The 11,682-nt window shown below is 59.6% G+C and carries 15 protein-coding genes; 5 read left to right on the plus strand and 10 right to left on the minus strand.

The genetic code is table 11. The features are described 5' to 3' along the window. The first annotated feature begins 13 nt into the window (after positions 1–13). From NKJ08_RS36500 to NKJ08_RS36510, 3 genes are all read left to right on the plus strand, one after another. The gene (locus tag NKJ08_RS36500) at positions 14–103 is read left to right on the plus strand and encodes a DUF982 domain-containing protein (RefSeq protein WP_352786097.1); all 90 of its coding nucleotides are present in this window, start codon (positions 14–16) and stop codon (positions 101–103) included. 239 nt (positions 104–342) lie between these two features. Beyond that, complete coding sequence (locus NKJ08_RS36505) at positions 343–519, plus strand: hypothetical protein (RefSeq protein ID WP_352528379.1); 177 nt, start codon at positions 343–345, stop codon at positions 517–519. A 31-nt stretch (positions 520–550) separates the two neighbouring features. Then, the gene (locus tag NKJ08_RS36510; protein ID WP_352786091.1) at positions 551–712 is read left to right on the plus strand and encodes a hypothetical protein; all 162 of its coding nucleotides are present in this window, start codon (positions 551–553) and stop codon (positions 710–712) included. A gap of 30 nt (positions 713–742) precedes the next feature. Here the strand turns inward: NKJ08_RS36510 and NKJ08_RS36515 are convergent, their stop codons facing one another. Then, complete coding sequence (locus NKJ08_RS36515) at positions 743–940, minus strand: hypothetical protein (RefSeq protein WP_352786092.1); 198 nt, start codon at positions 938–940, stop codon at positions 743–745. Positions 941–1,050: 110 nt separating this feature from the next. Here NKJ08_RS36515 and NKJ08_RS36520 point away from each other — a divergent pair, with 110 nt between their 5' ends. Then, positions 1,051–1,551, plus strand: coding sequence for a hypothetical protein (locus NKJ08_RS36520; protein ID WP_352786098.1), 501 nt, complete (start codon positions 1,051–1,053; stop codon positions 1,549–1,551). Between the two features lie 817 nt (positions 1,552–2,368). On the opposite strand, the gene NKJ08_RS36525 is transcribed toward NKJ08_RS36520, so the two are convergent. Then, complete coding sequence (locus NKJ08_RS36525; protein WP_023722567.1) at positions 2,369–2,587, minus strand: KTSC domain-containing protein; 219 nt, start codon at positions 2,585–2,587, stop codon at positions 2,369–2,371. A gap of 926 nt (positions 2,588–3,513) precedes the next feature. On the opposite strand from NKJ08_RS36525, the gene NKJ08_RS36530 reads away from it, so the two are divergent. After that, the gene (locus NKJ08_RS36530; RefSeq protein ID WP_352528373.1) at positions 3,514–5,460 is read left to right on the plus strand and encodes a S9 family peptidase; all 1,947 of its coding nucleotides are present in this window, start codon (positions 3,514–3,516) and stop codon (positions 5,458–5,460) included. 52 nt (positions 5,461–5,512) lie between these two features. Here NKJ08_RS36530 and NKJ08_RS36535 read toward each other — a convergent pair whose 3' ends face one another. The 8 genes from NKJ08_RS36535 to NKJ08_RS36570 form a co-directional block, all read right to left on the minus strand. After that, positions 5,513–6,310, minus strand: a complete 798-nt coding sequence (locus NKJ08_RS36535) for a SagB/ThcOx family dehydrogenase (protein WP_352528371.1) — start codon at positions 6,308–6,310, stop codon at positions 5,513–5,515. Between the two features lie 21 nt (positions 6,311–6,331). Next, positions 6,332–7,645 carry a YcaO-like family protein gene (locus NKJ08_RS36540; RefSeq protein ID WP_352786094.1) on the minus strand — a complete coding sequence of 438 codons (1,314 nt, stop codon included), beginning with the start codon at positions 7,643–7,645 and terminating at the stop codon, positions 6,332–6,334. A 26-nt stretch (positions 7,646–7,671) separates the two neighbouring features. Next, entirely contained in the window at positions 7,672–8,811 is a 1,140-nt protein-coding gene (locus NKJ08_RS36545) for a TOMM precursor leader peptide-binding protein (protein ID WP_352786095.1), read from the minus strand. A 120-nt stretch (positions 8,812–8,931) separates the two neighbouring features. Beyond that, positions 8,932–9,141 carry a hypothetical protein gene (locus NKJ08_RS36550; RefSeq protein WP_352528365.1) on the minus strand — a complete coding sequence of 70 codons (210 nt, stop codon included), beginning with the start codon at positions 9,139–9,141 and terminating at the stop codon, positions 8,932–8,934. 90 nt (positions 9,142–9,231) lie between these two features. Next, on the minus strand, positions 9,232–9,477 hold the full coding sequence (locus NKJ08_RS36555; protein WP_352786096.1) for a hypothetical protein: 246 nt from the start codon (positions 9,475–9,477) through the stop codon (positions 9,232–9,234). Between the two features lie 14 nt (positions 9,478–9,491). Beyond that, positions 9,492–9,722 carry a hypothetical protein gene (locus NKJ08_RS36560; protein WP_352528361.1) on the minus strand — a complete coding sequence of 77 codons (231 nt, stop codon included), beginning with the start codon at positions 9,720–9,722 and terminating at the stop codon, positions 9,492–9,494. 29 nt (positions 9,723–9,751) lie between these two features. Then, the gene (locus NKJ08_RS36565; protein ID WP_352780753.1) at positions 9,752–10,795 is read right to left on the minus strand and encodes a radical SAM protein; all 1,044 of its coding nucleotides are present in this window, start codon (positions 10,793–10,795) and stop codon (positions 9,752–9,754) included. 444 nt (positions 10,796–11,239) lie between these two features. Beyond that, positions 11,240–11,515, minus strand: coding sequence for a hypothetical protein (locus NKJ08_RS36570; protein ID WP_352780756.1), 276 nt, complete (start codon positions 11,513–11,515; stop codon positions 11,240–11,242). Positions 11,516–11,682: the final 167 nt, after the last annotated feature.

The raw sequence follows: 11,682 nt of genomic DNA on the forward strand, positions 1-11,682 counted from the left end.
TCGCATGGCGTGCATGAAAGTGCTCGGCGGCGGCAGCGCACCGGAGATAGCGCGCGTGGCATTTCTCAGCGCCGCCAAGGAAGCGAAAATCCTGAACGCTTGACATCTCGTCAACGCGTGCCCCCACCACTGTCCATCGTGCATCACTCTTGCAGCGGCCGTTACATTTGTGCAAACATCGTGCGTCGATCATGCGGAGACGCCGACGCGAGTTGACTCGCTCTATGGCGAGTTCGACATAGAGATCTGACGGCCGCGGCAACCATGCCCTGATTGAGGAAAGCAGCTTGACCGGCCGTCTCGGACTAGCCGCGGGCCTGTCCGGATCTGGTGTAGCAAGGCATGGCTGCTGTGCTCGAGGTTTTCGACGCGATCCCGCTCGGCGCATACATGGCAATCGTCAATGAGCTGCGCGGCCGCGTTCATCAGGGGCATGCCCTTGCCGGCATCCTCTATGTGCACCTCCGGCGCCTCACGAGGGATCGCTATCGGCAAATGAGACTATTCGGTCCCGGATGACCAAAGCTGACGCATTTCGTTCCGCCGCCGCTTGGATCGACCAGTCGAAGCGCATCTCGCCGAGGCAGTGGAGCGCATGCCCGATGACAGGTTCCTCGCCGAGCACCAGGCCGCGCACGATGAGCCGCGCTCGCCGTCTGTCGACCTGGTTGCCGCCGTGCTTGAGCGCGAGCGGTGGCGCCGGGTGGCCTGAAGGTCGCGACGAATGAAACGCCGGCCCAGTTCAACCCGCGCGACGTCCTTCAAAGCTGGCGGGATCGATCTTCACCAAGCGGTCTGCGGCCTCGACCGCAGTTCGTATCCTGCTGCACAGCGCGAGATTTTCGGCCAGCATTTCTTCACTGCGTTGAAGCGCGAGCTCGGTGCGGTGGATGCGCTGCCTGGCATTGGCAACTTCCGATGTCAAAAGATCCGCCGCCATCCCGTGGCCGTGGGGTTCCATAGTGTCCATGGGTTTCTAATACATGGGGGGCGATATCGTTCCCTGATGTCGGGCGAAACGGCGGGCCGCAGAAAAGCGCGATGGGCCGAATGACCAATGCGCTCCCTGTCAAAACAGCGCCAGAAACAGGCGAACGGCTTCGGCCGCTCTACGTCCCACGGGCAGAGGCGATCACGGTCCAGAGGGCCATTGATCTGTTCAGGCACGACTACAACGTAAGCGAAGACACACTCAGGCGGCTGGTGATCAAGCACCGTCTTCAAAACCAGACAATGCCCGGTGCTCCGTGGAGAATAAGCGCTCCCGGTTTGGCTATGGCGCTCGCCGGCGATGATGACGCGCTTGCGCGGTTGAGACAGGACGTCGCGAGCACCCGGACGCCGTCAGTGCCTCATCGCGAGTTCGGACCGTGGCTGCGCGACCAGCCTATCACCTACGATTTGGCTTTGAAGGCGATCGTTGCGCGTACGGGCCTCTTCAATCAGGGCTGGAAGGACAGTGCCGATGCGATCTTCCATACCGACGGCACTGTTCCCAAAGGACCGATCGCCTTAGTCGAGGTGCAAGGTTACGTCTTCGCAGCATACTAACCGCGCTGAACGCTCGCACCTACCAAGGCGGACAGCGCTACTGGTCGCCGCATGTTGCTGCCATCGCGCGCGCGGCGTTAGCGCCAACATAAGGAAAACGCGGGGCCTGAGGCCCCACACCCCCACTCCGTTCCGCTTCGCGGACGGATATGCTTGCTCCCTCGGTCGTGCGGCACTATCCGGTGTTGAGCCATATTGCTTTTGAGAGCGAAGGATGCGGCTGATCGCCGTCGCATAGCGGCTGATCTCGGCGTCGATCTGGCTTGGGGTAAAGCCTCGGCGTTCGAGCTTCTTCCGCTCCTGTGACTTGTCGTTGCCCCGGATTAGAACCGACAACATCGCGACAGGCTATGAGGGCAGGCCGCATGACGGGCCGGTAGAGGACGAATCGAAGCACTTCGTCTACTGCCCAGTCTGCGGCCAAACGTTCGACGCGCGCGATCTTGGACAGGTGTTCCATCACGCTGAGCCGCAGCACGAGCCGCTTCCGGTCGAGCAATAGTCCAGCTAGTTGAGCTCCGGCGGCAGACCGACGTTGAGACCCTTCAGCGCGCCACCGACGTACGTTGGATGAGAAAAGGGTGCTGCGTGCACCGCGCCTTCCCCGCGCGCCGATGTTCCACCTGGACCGCAAAAAAGTCCCGCCGCACTGCCAGAACGGCGGGACCGATCAAACGCTTTTCACCAGGCGGGGGGATGCGGGGGGTGGGCTTGCCAAGTGAGCGCGGACCGTAACCAACCCTAAGCGCAACAGCGGCAACGCGTCCACCAACCGCCGGTTGGAGCGACAGGACGATTGAGCCGCCGGCAGGTCAGGTCATCCCGGGTCGCTATCGCTCGCAACCAGACGGTAGCGGAAATTGTTGCGGATATGGTCGTTGAAATAGCGGCCCTTGGCGAACGCGGCCCGGAACGCGGCAAAGGTTTCCGGCGGTACCCCCTCAAACTCGTACCGCTTGCCGCTGGCGACAAACCACACCGAGAGGGTCCTTCTATCCAGATCATATTCCATCTTGCGGATCGAAGTAGATGGCATGAGCACCACAGGCCGAGGCCCGCGCCTTGCGGGGAGCGCGGGCCGATCGGGATACCGATCTGCAGCAATACCTGGAGGGGGAGGATTCGCTGCGTGCACCGAACGTTCGCGGCGGTCCCGTGTTCCATCGAGATGCACAAAAAGGTAGCTGCACCTTTCGGCATCACGTAGACGTTGGATTTCTGAGAAAGGGCGAGCGTCAATACTACTCTGGTGATGGAATTTCCCGTGAGATAGGCACGCTCCACGGCGAAAGGAGTGCCCCGCCATGACCGTCCTCGCCTACAACCTTGCCAATGGTATCAAAGGATCGTGGAGGTCGTCTTCGTGCCGGACGAACTGCATCTGTATGTGGAATTCAGCCAGCCAGATGCCGACACAAACCCGTTGATCGCCCCCAGAACTGTACGAGGCCTTGTTGAGGACGGTGAATAGATCATGAAACGGATCGGGCTCGTGAACCAGCGCGTTTCCCTAACCGGATGCTCACATTGCGCAAACGGCGATCGGAGCAGCCGACTAGAGTTGCGATCTTCGACTATCGTCCGCATCGAATTTATGCTCATATACGGGCTTAAGTGGAGATATCCGCATCGCTTTTGCCGGCCGTTCCCGAGGGCCTATGGCTATCGCGTACGTTGCTGTGCGCGGTGCATCTGTCCTCTTGTTCTTCAACCACGGTCGGCCACGCCATTTCATGATCGACACCGGGACCGCAACCTTCCTACACCGCCTCAACGGCCATTTCACCATCCCGGAGCCGTTGGCGGATCTCGCGACTCCCGTTCTGGATGTGGCGCTTGTCCGGACGATCCTTTGGCTGCTGTCGGAACTGGCCCTGAACGTAACCGGTCATCCATGGACTCAGATTGGGCAGGGGGCACTTAGGGCCGGTGCGGTTCCGCCCGCGTCGGCGACTGTGCAGCGTGGCCAATAAACGCGAAATTGCTCCAGGTCATAGGCGACGCACCGCTTTGCTGACACGAAAGGTCGCGTTTGCCGACCCACTGCGATCGCATCTGCGACTGAGCGACGACGGCACCCGGATCGCTTGGCTCCAGAACGAGGACGGGATGTTGAGCGTGATGGTAGCGGATGCGCTCGATCCGGCTTCCGCCAGACGCCTGACCGGTGGACCTGTTCGCCCAGTTTCGCCGGCGCTGTTTTGGGCGGCGGACGAACGGCATGTCGTCGTCTTTCGCGATCATGCCGGTGATGAGAATTATCAGGCTTTCAGCATCGATGTGGACGCGGGAGCGGAGGTCACGCTGACGCCCGGTGGCGGTACGCGAACGCTTTTCAATCGCAGCTCGCGACGTGTTCCTTCCGACATCCTGTTCAGTGTAAACGACAGGGATCCGGAAAGCTTTGACCTCGTTCGGGTCAACGTAGCGACCGGTCAGCGCATAACAGTGTTCCAGAATCCCGATTTCAGCCGGCTGCACGCTGACGCCGACTTCAAAGTCTGCTTCGGCGAGCGGGTGCGGCAGGACGGGTCGATCGAAGTCCTCAAACGGCAAGGGGATGGAGGATGGGTTCCCTTTCTTGATATCCCTCCAGAGGATTCCTTGACCACGCACATAGATGGCTTGAGTGCCGACGGTGACGTGGTGTTCCTGCTCGATTCGCGCAATCGCGATCGCACTGCCCTCGTCGCGATCGATGCCCGAACTGCAGTATTGACGGTTCTGGCTACCGACAGCGAGGCCGATATCGCGGAAGTCGTCTATGATCCCGACACAGGCTGGCCTCTTGCCGCAGCTGCCCTCGCGGCAAGGCGCCGCTGGCACCCTATCGATGAGAAATTTGCAGCTGACCTCGCGCGGCAGCTCGAGGACGCTGCCGGCCTCGATCTGGTGATCGTGGGCGTCAGCGCCGGGAGGCGGCGCATGCTGATCCGCCTCGAGGCGAGCGACGCTCCCGCACAGTTGCGAATATTCGATCGCGCCAAGCGGCGCACGCTTCAGCTCTTCCCCGAGCGGGACGACCTTGAAGGCATGCCGCTGAGGGCGATGCTGCCCGTCGCGATACGCTCGAGAGATGGTCTGACGCTGCCCGCCTATGTCACAGTCCCGGCCGGCCGCGCTCGCCGCCGGCCGCTGGTTGTCGTCGTCCATGGCGGGCCTTACGACCGCGACGCCTGGGGGTTTTCGCCCCTGCATCAATGGCTGGCGAGCCGCGGTTATGCGGTACTGAGCATCAATTTCCGGGGCTCGACCGGCTTCGGCAAAGCCTTCACCAATGCGGCTGATCGCGAGTGGGGCGGCCGCATGCAAGATGACCTGGACGATGGCGTGGCATGGGCGGTCAAGGAGGGTATCGCGGATCCTGACCGGGTCGGGCTTCTTGGAGCAAGCTATGGCGGCTATGCCGCCCTGATGGCTGCAGCGAGGAGTCCCGATCTCTACAACTGCTTCATCGATATCTGCGGCCCTTCGGACCTGCTGTCTTTCATCGCGAAAATACCCCCTTACTGGCACAACTGGTTCGCCATGATCCTACGCCGGTTAGCGGACCCCGCGACCGTGGAGGGACGAAAATGGCTCCAGGAACGCTCGCCACTTGTTCATGTTGAGCAAATGGTCCGTCCAATGTTGATTGCTCAAGGACTTCGCGACGTTCGCGTCAATCCGGCCGAGTCAAGGAACGTCGCGCTCGCTCTGCTCCGAAGGAACGTGCCGGTGACCTTGATCACTTTCCCCGATGAAGGCCATTTCCTGCTAGGTCAGCGCAACCGTATCGCTCTGATGGCTGTCGTGGAGCAATTCCTAGCTTATCATCTGGGTGGCTCACGCGAGATGCTGGGTGATGATCTGGAAGCGTCAAGTCTCACAATCGAGATCGGCGGCGAGTGGTTAGGGCCGCTTTTCTAATTCCTGAATGCGCAAAACAGATCAAAGCGCCCGTAACAACAGATGGCGATGTTCAGCCGCCGACCTTGTCGAGCGAGCCGACGAGCGCAGCGTAGAGGACCGCTTCCTCAACGCCGTCAACGTCAAGCAGATCGTTCATCTCGTCGTCGATGAAGCCACCTACGGGACATACGCCAAGGCGAAGCGCGGTCGCCGCGAGGCAGATGTTCTGCATGACATGACCTGCTTCCAATAGCGAAAAACGATAAGCCCGCTCGCCGTATTTGATCTTGGAGCGGCCGAATACCGCCGTTAGAACGAAGACGGCCGCAGCGTTGTCCACCGCCTCGGGAATGAACACTGCTTTCTTCACCGATGCCATGCAGTCCACTCTGCCAAGTTCGCACAGGGCATGCGAGCGCGGATCGTAGTGGTAAAGACCGGATGGCAACTGCTCCACACGAGCGACCACCACATAAAGTTCGAGTGGATAGAGCCCGCCGCCTGACGGTACGCAGCGTCTCGCTCCCTTTTCAGTGGTGCCCAGCGCGTAAAACGCGAGGTCCGATACACGTTGGAGATCAATCTCCTGACCCGAGTAGCTGCGCACCGATCGGCGCGACGCCATGTTGTCCCAAATGCTGTCCCTCTCAGCCGTGCGTGGATCGGGCAAGGCAATGCGGGGCGCATAGATGTATCGCTTGAATCCCGCCGGGGCGACGAGAGCAGATTGCGCGCTCTGAGCAATCCGCGGCGAGGATCGGCTGATCCTGCTGTTCTCATGAAACAGCTCCGAGACGGAGAACAGGTTGCGTTCACCTAAAAGCCGGTTCCGGATTTTGGATATGTCAGTCCCATGAGGATCGGGCATTTGTCACCTTTGCGAGATCGACTAGGGGAAAGGATGCGGGTGGAGGTTGATCCGCTTGTTCGCGCGATCGGCATACTCGGCGCTAGTGGCGCGAACACTGATCCTGTGCAGGCCGCTGCCAAAATAGAGCGGCTGCGCACCTGGAATGATCGCCCGGAATACATGCAGCCCGCACTCTCTAATATCCGGGGAGGTCACATCGACTGCAATGACGTCCAGCCCGCCGCGCGCGATGCGTTCGACACAGTGTGTAATCGAATCGAGTATGTCGGTAGGCCCGTCAGGGTCTTGCGGTATCTCGGTCTCACGCGAGGAGGAAAGGATGAATTCGAAGGCCCGGCGGTTTTCCGGCAAGAGAGGCCATAGGACGTGCTCCTCGATTTGCGCAATCTCCTCGAGCGAAGCTCTGGGCAGATGCGCCCCCTTGTCGACAAGGCTGTTCACCCATAACAGGCATTGCGCCAGTTCGGTGAGCGCACCAACGGCCGCGCGACTGGCAACCAGATTAGCGCATGAGGAAAACGTAGCGCCGCGCTTTCCGGCCATGGGTATATCGGATACGGCAACATAGGCGGGAATCGCAAGATCGGTCGTGACGTCTAGCAAGGTGACGTGATCTGCGATCGATCCGAAGCGGTCAAGCGTCTCCCGCACCAGCTGTGGGGTCCGCAAGTCGATGACAGCCTTCGGTGGACGACGGCTTTGAAGCCACATGAGCATCGCGGCGTCGCGCTCCACGACCTCGCAAATGGCCGAGAGGATCGCTTCCTCCGCCGTGTTGCCGCAGGCCAAACCCGTCGTGATCTGTTGCACCACCGGCGCTTCTCCGGTGCGACCTATGTACGGCTGATAGACCGCGAATGCCGGAACGAGGATCGGCTGTTTGCGCGCCAGCGAGAAGCCCATGGCCCAGCCGATCGTGTCATCGGGCCGCAGGGCGCAATAGCCGAAACCAGGCCGTGCTAACTGGACTTCGTCGTATAGCGAGAGCGACCAAGGTGAAACCGCAGTAGCGGAGACGGCGCTGGTGGGGCGATAAATAATCTCGTCGTAGGGAACATAGGCGGCAGAATAACGTTCGACCGCCTCGCCGATCGCCCCGACAAGCGCCTGGTCGCGCACGAGTGACGTGGAGCCGCTGATCGGGCTTTCGGAGGGAAATCCGAAACGACTATAGTCGCTGGACAGCGCTCCGCAACCAAATATCCTTGGCGAGTCAGGGGCGCATGGCGCCTCGTGCAGGATCTTGATGATCCCTGTCTCATCATCGACAAGCCTAAGCGCCTTGCGCAGAGTATCCTCGATCGGCGATGGCAAGTGGTGGTGAAGCTGCATTCGTATTTCTCCGGATGCTGCCGTGCTCAGCCGACTGACCGCGTTTCGGTTGGGATGATGTCCCAAATCTTGGTTGGTCTGCGGTCCCTCAACCGCGAGCATGCCGGGCATCTCGGCAACTTCAGCACCTCATGGACGCTGCGTTCCAACGTCAGAAGGTCGATGTTGATGATGCGCCCCGCCGCTGCTGAAAGATGCTCGCCCGCAAGGACACGTAACAAGTCCAAGGCGACGAAATTTCCTACGATCCCCGCGAAGGGGAGAAGGGACGGCCACATGTCGCGTCTGCCGTTGAGTTTTTTCCAGTGACGGTAGAGTGCCTCGTGATCTTCTGGATGATCCGCGTTGGCGCGACTGCGGGCCTCGAAACAGGCGAAGCAAGCGGTCTGGTTCGGAATGACGAACGGGCCGATGATAGCGCGTTGTCGATCGATCCTTGCCGAAACCCATGGCACGCCATGCTTGATACATACTTCGTTCGCTCGGTCGTAGCCGCCCATCGACATGGTGTCGCTTATGACCGCAACAACGCTTGCGGCCGCGACCGTCTCCTCCCAGCCGGCCGCGTCGTCGATAGTCGTCGGGATCGTCACGACACGAGACGCGTACTGCTTGCGCAGCGACAGTTCGGTCTTCCTTGTCTCCGACGCTTCAGCCTCTTCGCGGCCGCTCGATTGGGAAGGCGTGGCGCCCTCGACAAGAACGAGAGTCCCGACGCCGGAGGCGGCGAGCATGGTCGCAACGATTTTACCGACGTCCCCAAGGCCCGCAATCACCACGGTCGATTGGGCCAGTCGTCTCGCCGCCTCACTGGCGCTCGCGCCATATAGGGACCAGTACGCGCGGTCCTCACCAGACAGCATGACCGCGTCATCTTCTCGCCCGTCCCGTGCTGCCTTGCCCAGGAAACCCTTGTGTTGAATCAACGTCAGGAAGTCTTCGATCTCCGGCCGCAATGTCTCGTCGAATTCGGCCGCCAGGTCTTCGATCCCATGCTTTCCGTCGAGCAGTGGAAGAAGCAACGGAAGAACGACCGCAACGAAATCACCAGAGAGCATCACACTTCCCGTAAACGAGCGCAGGAGGACTTTTCCTTCCTCAACGGGAACGATCTCGACGCCATACTGGAGGCGAGGAAAGGACGGGATGGATGAAAGCTTGTCCATAGTGCCGCTCCCAGATGGAAAGGGTGTCGAGCGACCGCCGCGTGATCACGCGAGGGCCCGTCAGCGTCGGAATGGAAGGCATCCCGATCGAAGGGGATGCCTTCACACGCCTGACGCACCTTATCTTGCGATGGTTTCGAGCAGCGCGCTCTTTGAGGAACTCGAGCAGTTGCCTATAATGTTGCAGCCGGAATCGGCGGCCCGATCGCCCGCCCGCTGCAACTCGCGATAGACTTGAACCGCGATCAGATCGCCAGCGATTTCGGCGACCTGCTCCCGTTGTTCAACGCTCAGTTTCAGACTTGCAAGGCTCAATGATCTGTCAGCCATATTACGTCTCCCATGTTACGAGTTAAATTTCAGCGTTATTCCAGAATGGTTGTGCGAGCCCTCCCTTGATTGTTGAGTGCGAAAATGACTTCAGCCTCCCGGCCTTCGGCCACCCGGTTTCGACCGCGCGCGCTGATTAGCGACGGCGGACAGTCGACTTGGCGGTTCTCCCTTCTCAGGTGTCGCCGGTTTTCGGTCGTCAAGATTTTCGCGCACGATCAGCGCAACCTCCTGATCAATGATTTGCGTCAGGAGGTCGACGAGTTTGTCGTCGCCAAGGCGACCAATCTCGATGGTCGAAAGGCTCTCCTCGACCAGTGCGCGCGTGTCGCTCATCCAATGGTCCTCCGTCACAGCATGTCCTTGGAAGACGACGAACAATTGCCGATGATGTCGCAGCTTCCGTTGGAGCAGTTGCCGATAATCGAGCATCCAGCCACCTTCGCCAGATCGTTGCGGATTTGCAGCTCGCGGTAGACGTGGATTGCGATTAGATCGCTGGTGACCTCGGCCACTTTCTCGCGGTCCGTTGCCGAAAGGCCCAGCTGTGACAGTATTCCAGGTGATCTTGTATCCGACATCGCTCCCTCCCCGGATAGTGACCGTGATGCTAGTTGGGCAGCACCAATTGCGCCCTCAATTCCTTCAAGCCTGCCAATCTTGAATTGTCGGCCGGCCGCTCGGTTTCGGGGAGCGCGGCCAGATCGCTCACCAGCAGCTCCGCCCACTCGGCCACCTTCTCGGCGTATTTCGGCGAAGACAGCATGAAATGGCATAGATGACACTGATCGCTGAAACGTTCCGGAATCTCGTGACCAATGTCTTGCTCACGCAAGAAGGGCAGGAAAAATCCCGGCCCGACGGATTCCAGGACAGCGAGAAGCTTGTTCTGGTCCGATGCCTTCACGATCTCGCCAAGCGTAGAGCGATGCTCATTTCCCATACGCAGAGGCTCGGTAAAGCCACCAGGCGAGCAGCACGGATACACATCGCCGGAAAGGTCGACTGCAAGCTTTTTGAAATGCTCCCGGCAGTTGCCGAATGGCGAAGTGAAATCCGCAGGGAATTCTTGTTGTTCCACATTCGTCGACGCGCGGCCAGCCGGCAGGCAAGGCATGACGACAAACCGCACCATCTGTCCCAATTCATAGAATGCGCCGCGGACGTCGTCCATCTCCGTAGTAGACGTTGAAACCACGTTGACGGTTACCTTCAGTCCGACATTCAGTGCTGTCTTTGCCGCGCCGACAATCCTGCTAAGCGGTAGGAATTCCTGATGGAACTGGCTGGTGCTGATGTTGACGGCGCCGAGCCCTGCATCCCTGAGCCCCTCCAATTGCAAGCCCGCTCCTGGCGAGCCGCCCCAAAATCCGTTAGTGGTCACGGAGGACGTATATCCGCAGGTGCGGGCGTGGGAGATGATCTCTTTCAAGAGCCTTAGGTATAGGAATGGTTCACCTCCGCTTATTCCAACTTCTCTGATCGACGGAAGCTCCGCGGCTTCGTCGATCAAACGGGCGATCCGCTCGAACGAAGCCGATTCCGATTTAGCAGGATGAGAATCGTTGCAGCAGTGCCTGCAAGAAATGTTGCACTTGGAAGTCAACAATAGCCCCAGGACTTCGGGGCACGCGTGTGCGTGGCCGATGGTCATACGACTCGCTCCAACGGCAGGCGGCGCCGTCAATATTCTATAAGGATTTCAAAGGTGCATATGGCGTTGCATTAGACAACGTCAAAATGAGAAATATGCCAAGTCAAGATACATGAAGAGATTTGAATCATCAATATTAGATAAATCTTGCCTAACGGTATGGTTTCGGAATTGTTAACAGCTTCCCTCAGAGCGACGACTGGCGCATGAACGCTAAGCAGGCAGTTAATTCACTTCGAGCAGGCGGAGTTTGACTGGGCAGGGCCGGCCCCGAAGTCATCGCCACGGACCGCGCATTTGCGAAGCGCGTCGGAGGCGCCCCGCCGGGTCAGCCTACCGCCGCAGGTGTCTCGCCTGGTCGCCTTAGAAGAGGCTGGATTCACCTCCGCGACAGCCGAAATCGGATGCTCGTGGCTTGAAGACGCCGCCGTTACTTGGCGTCAATCAAATCAGCCCAGCCTGGCTGTATTCGTCCGGCGCCTGAAGCATGGCGAAACGGCTGGCATTGGACAGGATGACTTCCTTCGCACCGGAATGACCGAAGCCATGTAGTCGGTGTGCGCGTAGGTCATCATCAAAGGGGGATATGCCTCCTGGGACTTTGTCGATGACGGCCTGGAGCAGTCGAATCCTTTCCCGCAACAGCAGATTGGACGGGTCGGCAGCTTTCTCTCTTTCCGGATCGCTGTCTAGGGTCAGGGTCGCGTTTGAATCGTGCAAACCTGATATACGAATCTCATCGACGGTCGAGGGGCGTCCATTACCCTCCGCATGCCCCTCGGAACGCTGGACGAGGGATGGTGCGTCGCACAAAAATATTGCAATGCACTATAAATGCCGTAACGTCAGTTTCGTAAATGAACGAGACGGCTTTTGTGAAAGGCCGT

The sequence above is a fragment of the Mesorhizobium sp. M0244 genome, assembly GCF_040321795.1.
Taxonomy (GTDB): Bacteria; Pseudomonadota; Alphaproteobacteria; order Rhizobiales; family Rhizobiaceae; genus Mesorhizobium.

Excerpts from the sequence above, each read along its gene's own strand:
- NKJ08_RS36500 (WP_352786097.1), top strand. The coding sequence starts at position 14 with ATGAAAGTGCTCGGCGGCGGCAGCGCACCGGAGATAGCGCGCGTGGCA.
- NKJ08_RS36505 (WP_352528379.1), top strand. The coding sequence starts at position 343 with ATGGCTGCTGTGCTCGAGGTTTTCGACGCGATCCCGCTCGGCGCATAC.
- NKJ08_RS36515 (WP_352786092.1), bottom strand. The coding sequence starts at position 940 with ATGGCGGCGGATCTTTTGACATCGGAAGTTGCCAATGCCAGGCAGCGC.
- NKJ08_RS36520 (WP_352786098.1), top strand. The coding sequence starts at position 1,051 with ATGACCAATGCGCTCCCTGTCAAAACAGCGCCAGAAACAGGCGAACGG.
- NKJ08_RS36525 (WP_023722567.1), bottom strand. The coding sequence starts at position 2,587 with ATGCCATCTACTTCGATCCGCAAGATGGAATATGATCTGGATAGAAGG.
- NKJ08_RS36535 (WP_352528371.1), bottom strand. The coding sequence starts at position 6,310 with ATGCCCGATCCTCATGGGACTGACATATCCAAAATCCGGAACCGGCTT.
- NKJ08_RS36540 (WP_352786094.1), bottom strand. The coding sequence starts at position 7,645 with ATGCAGCTTCACCACCACTTGCCATCGCCGATCGAGGATACTCTGCGC.
- NKJ08_RS36545 (WP_352786095.1), bottom strand. The coding sequence starts at position 8,811 with ATGGACAAGCTTTCATCCATCCCGTCCTTTCCTCGCCTCCAGTATGGC.
- NKJ08_RS36550 (WP_352528365.1), bottom strand. The coding sequence starts at position 9,141 with ATGGCTGACAGATCATTGAGCCTTGCAAGTCTGAAACTGAGCGTTGAA.
- NKJ08_RS36555 (WP_352786096.1), bottom strand. The coding sequence starts at position 9,477 with ATGAGCGACACGCGCGCACTGGTCGAGGAGAGCCTTTCGACCATCGAG.
- NKJ08_RS36560 (WP_352528361.1), bottom strand. The coding sequence starts at position 9,722 with ATGTCGGATACAAGATCACCTGGAATACTGTCACAGCTGGGCCTTTCG.
- NKJ08_RS36565 (WP_352780753.1), bottom strand. The coding sequence starts at position 10,795 with ATGACCATCGGCCACGCACACGCGTGCCCCGAAGTCCTGGGGCTATTG.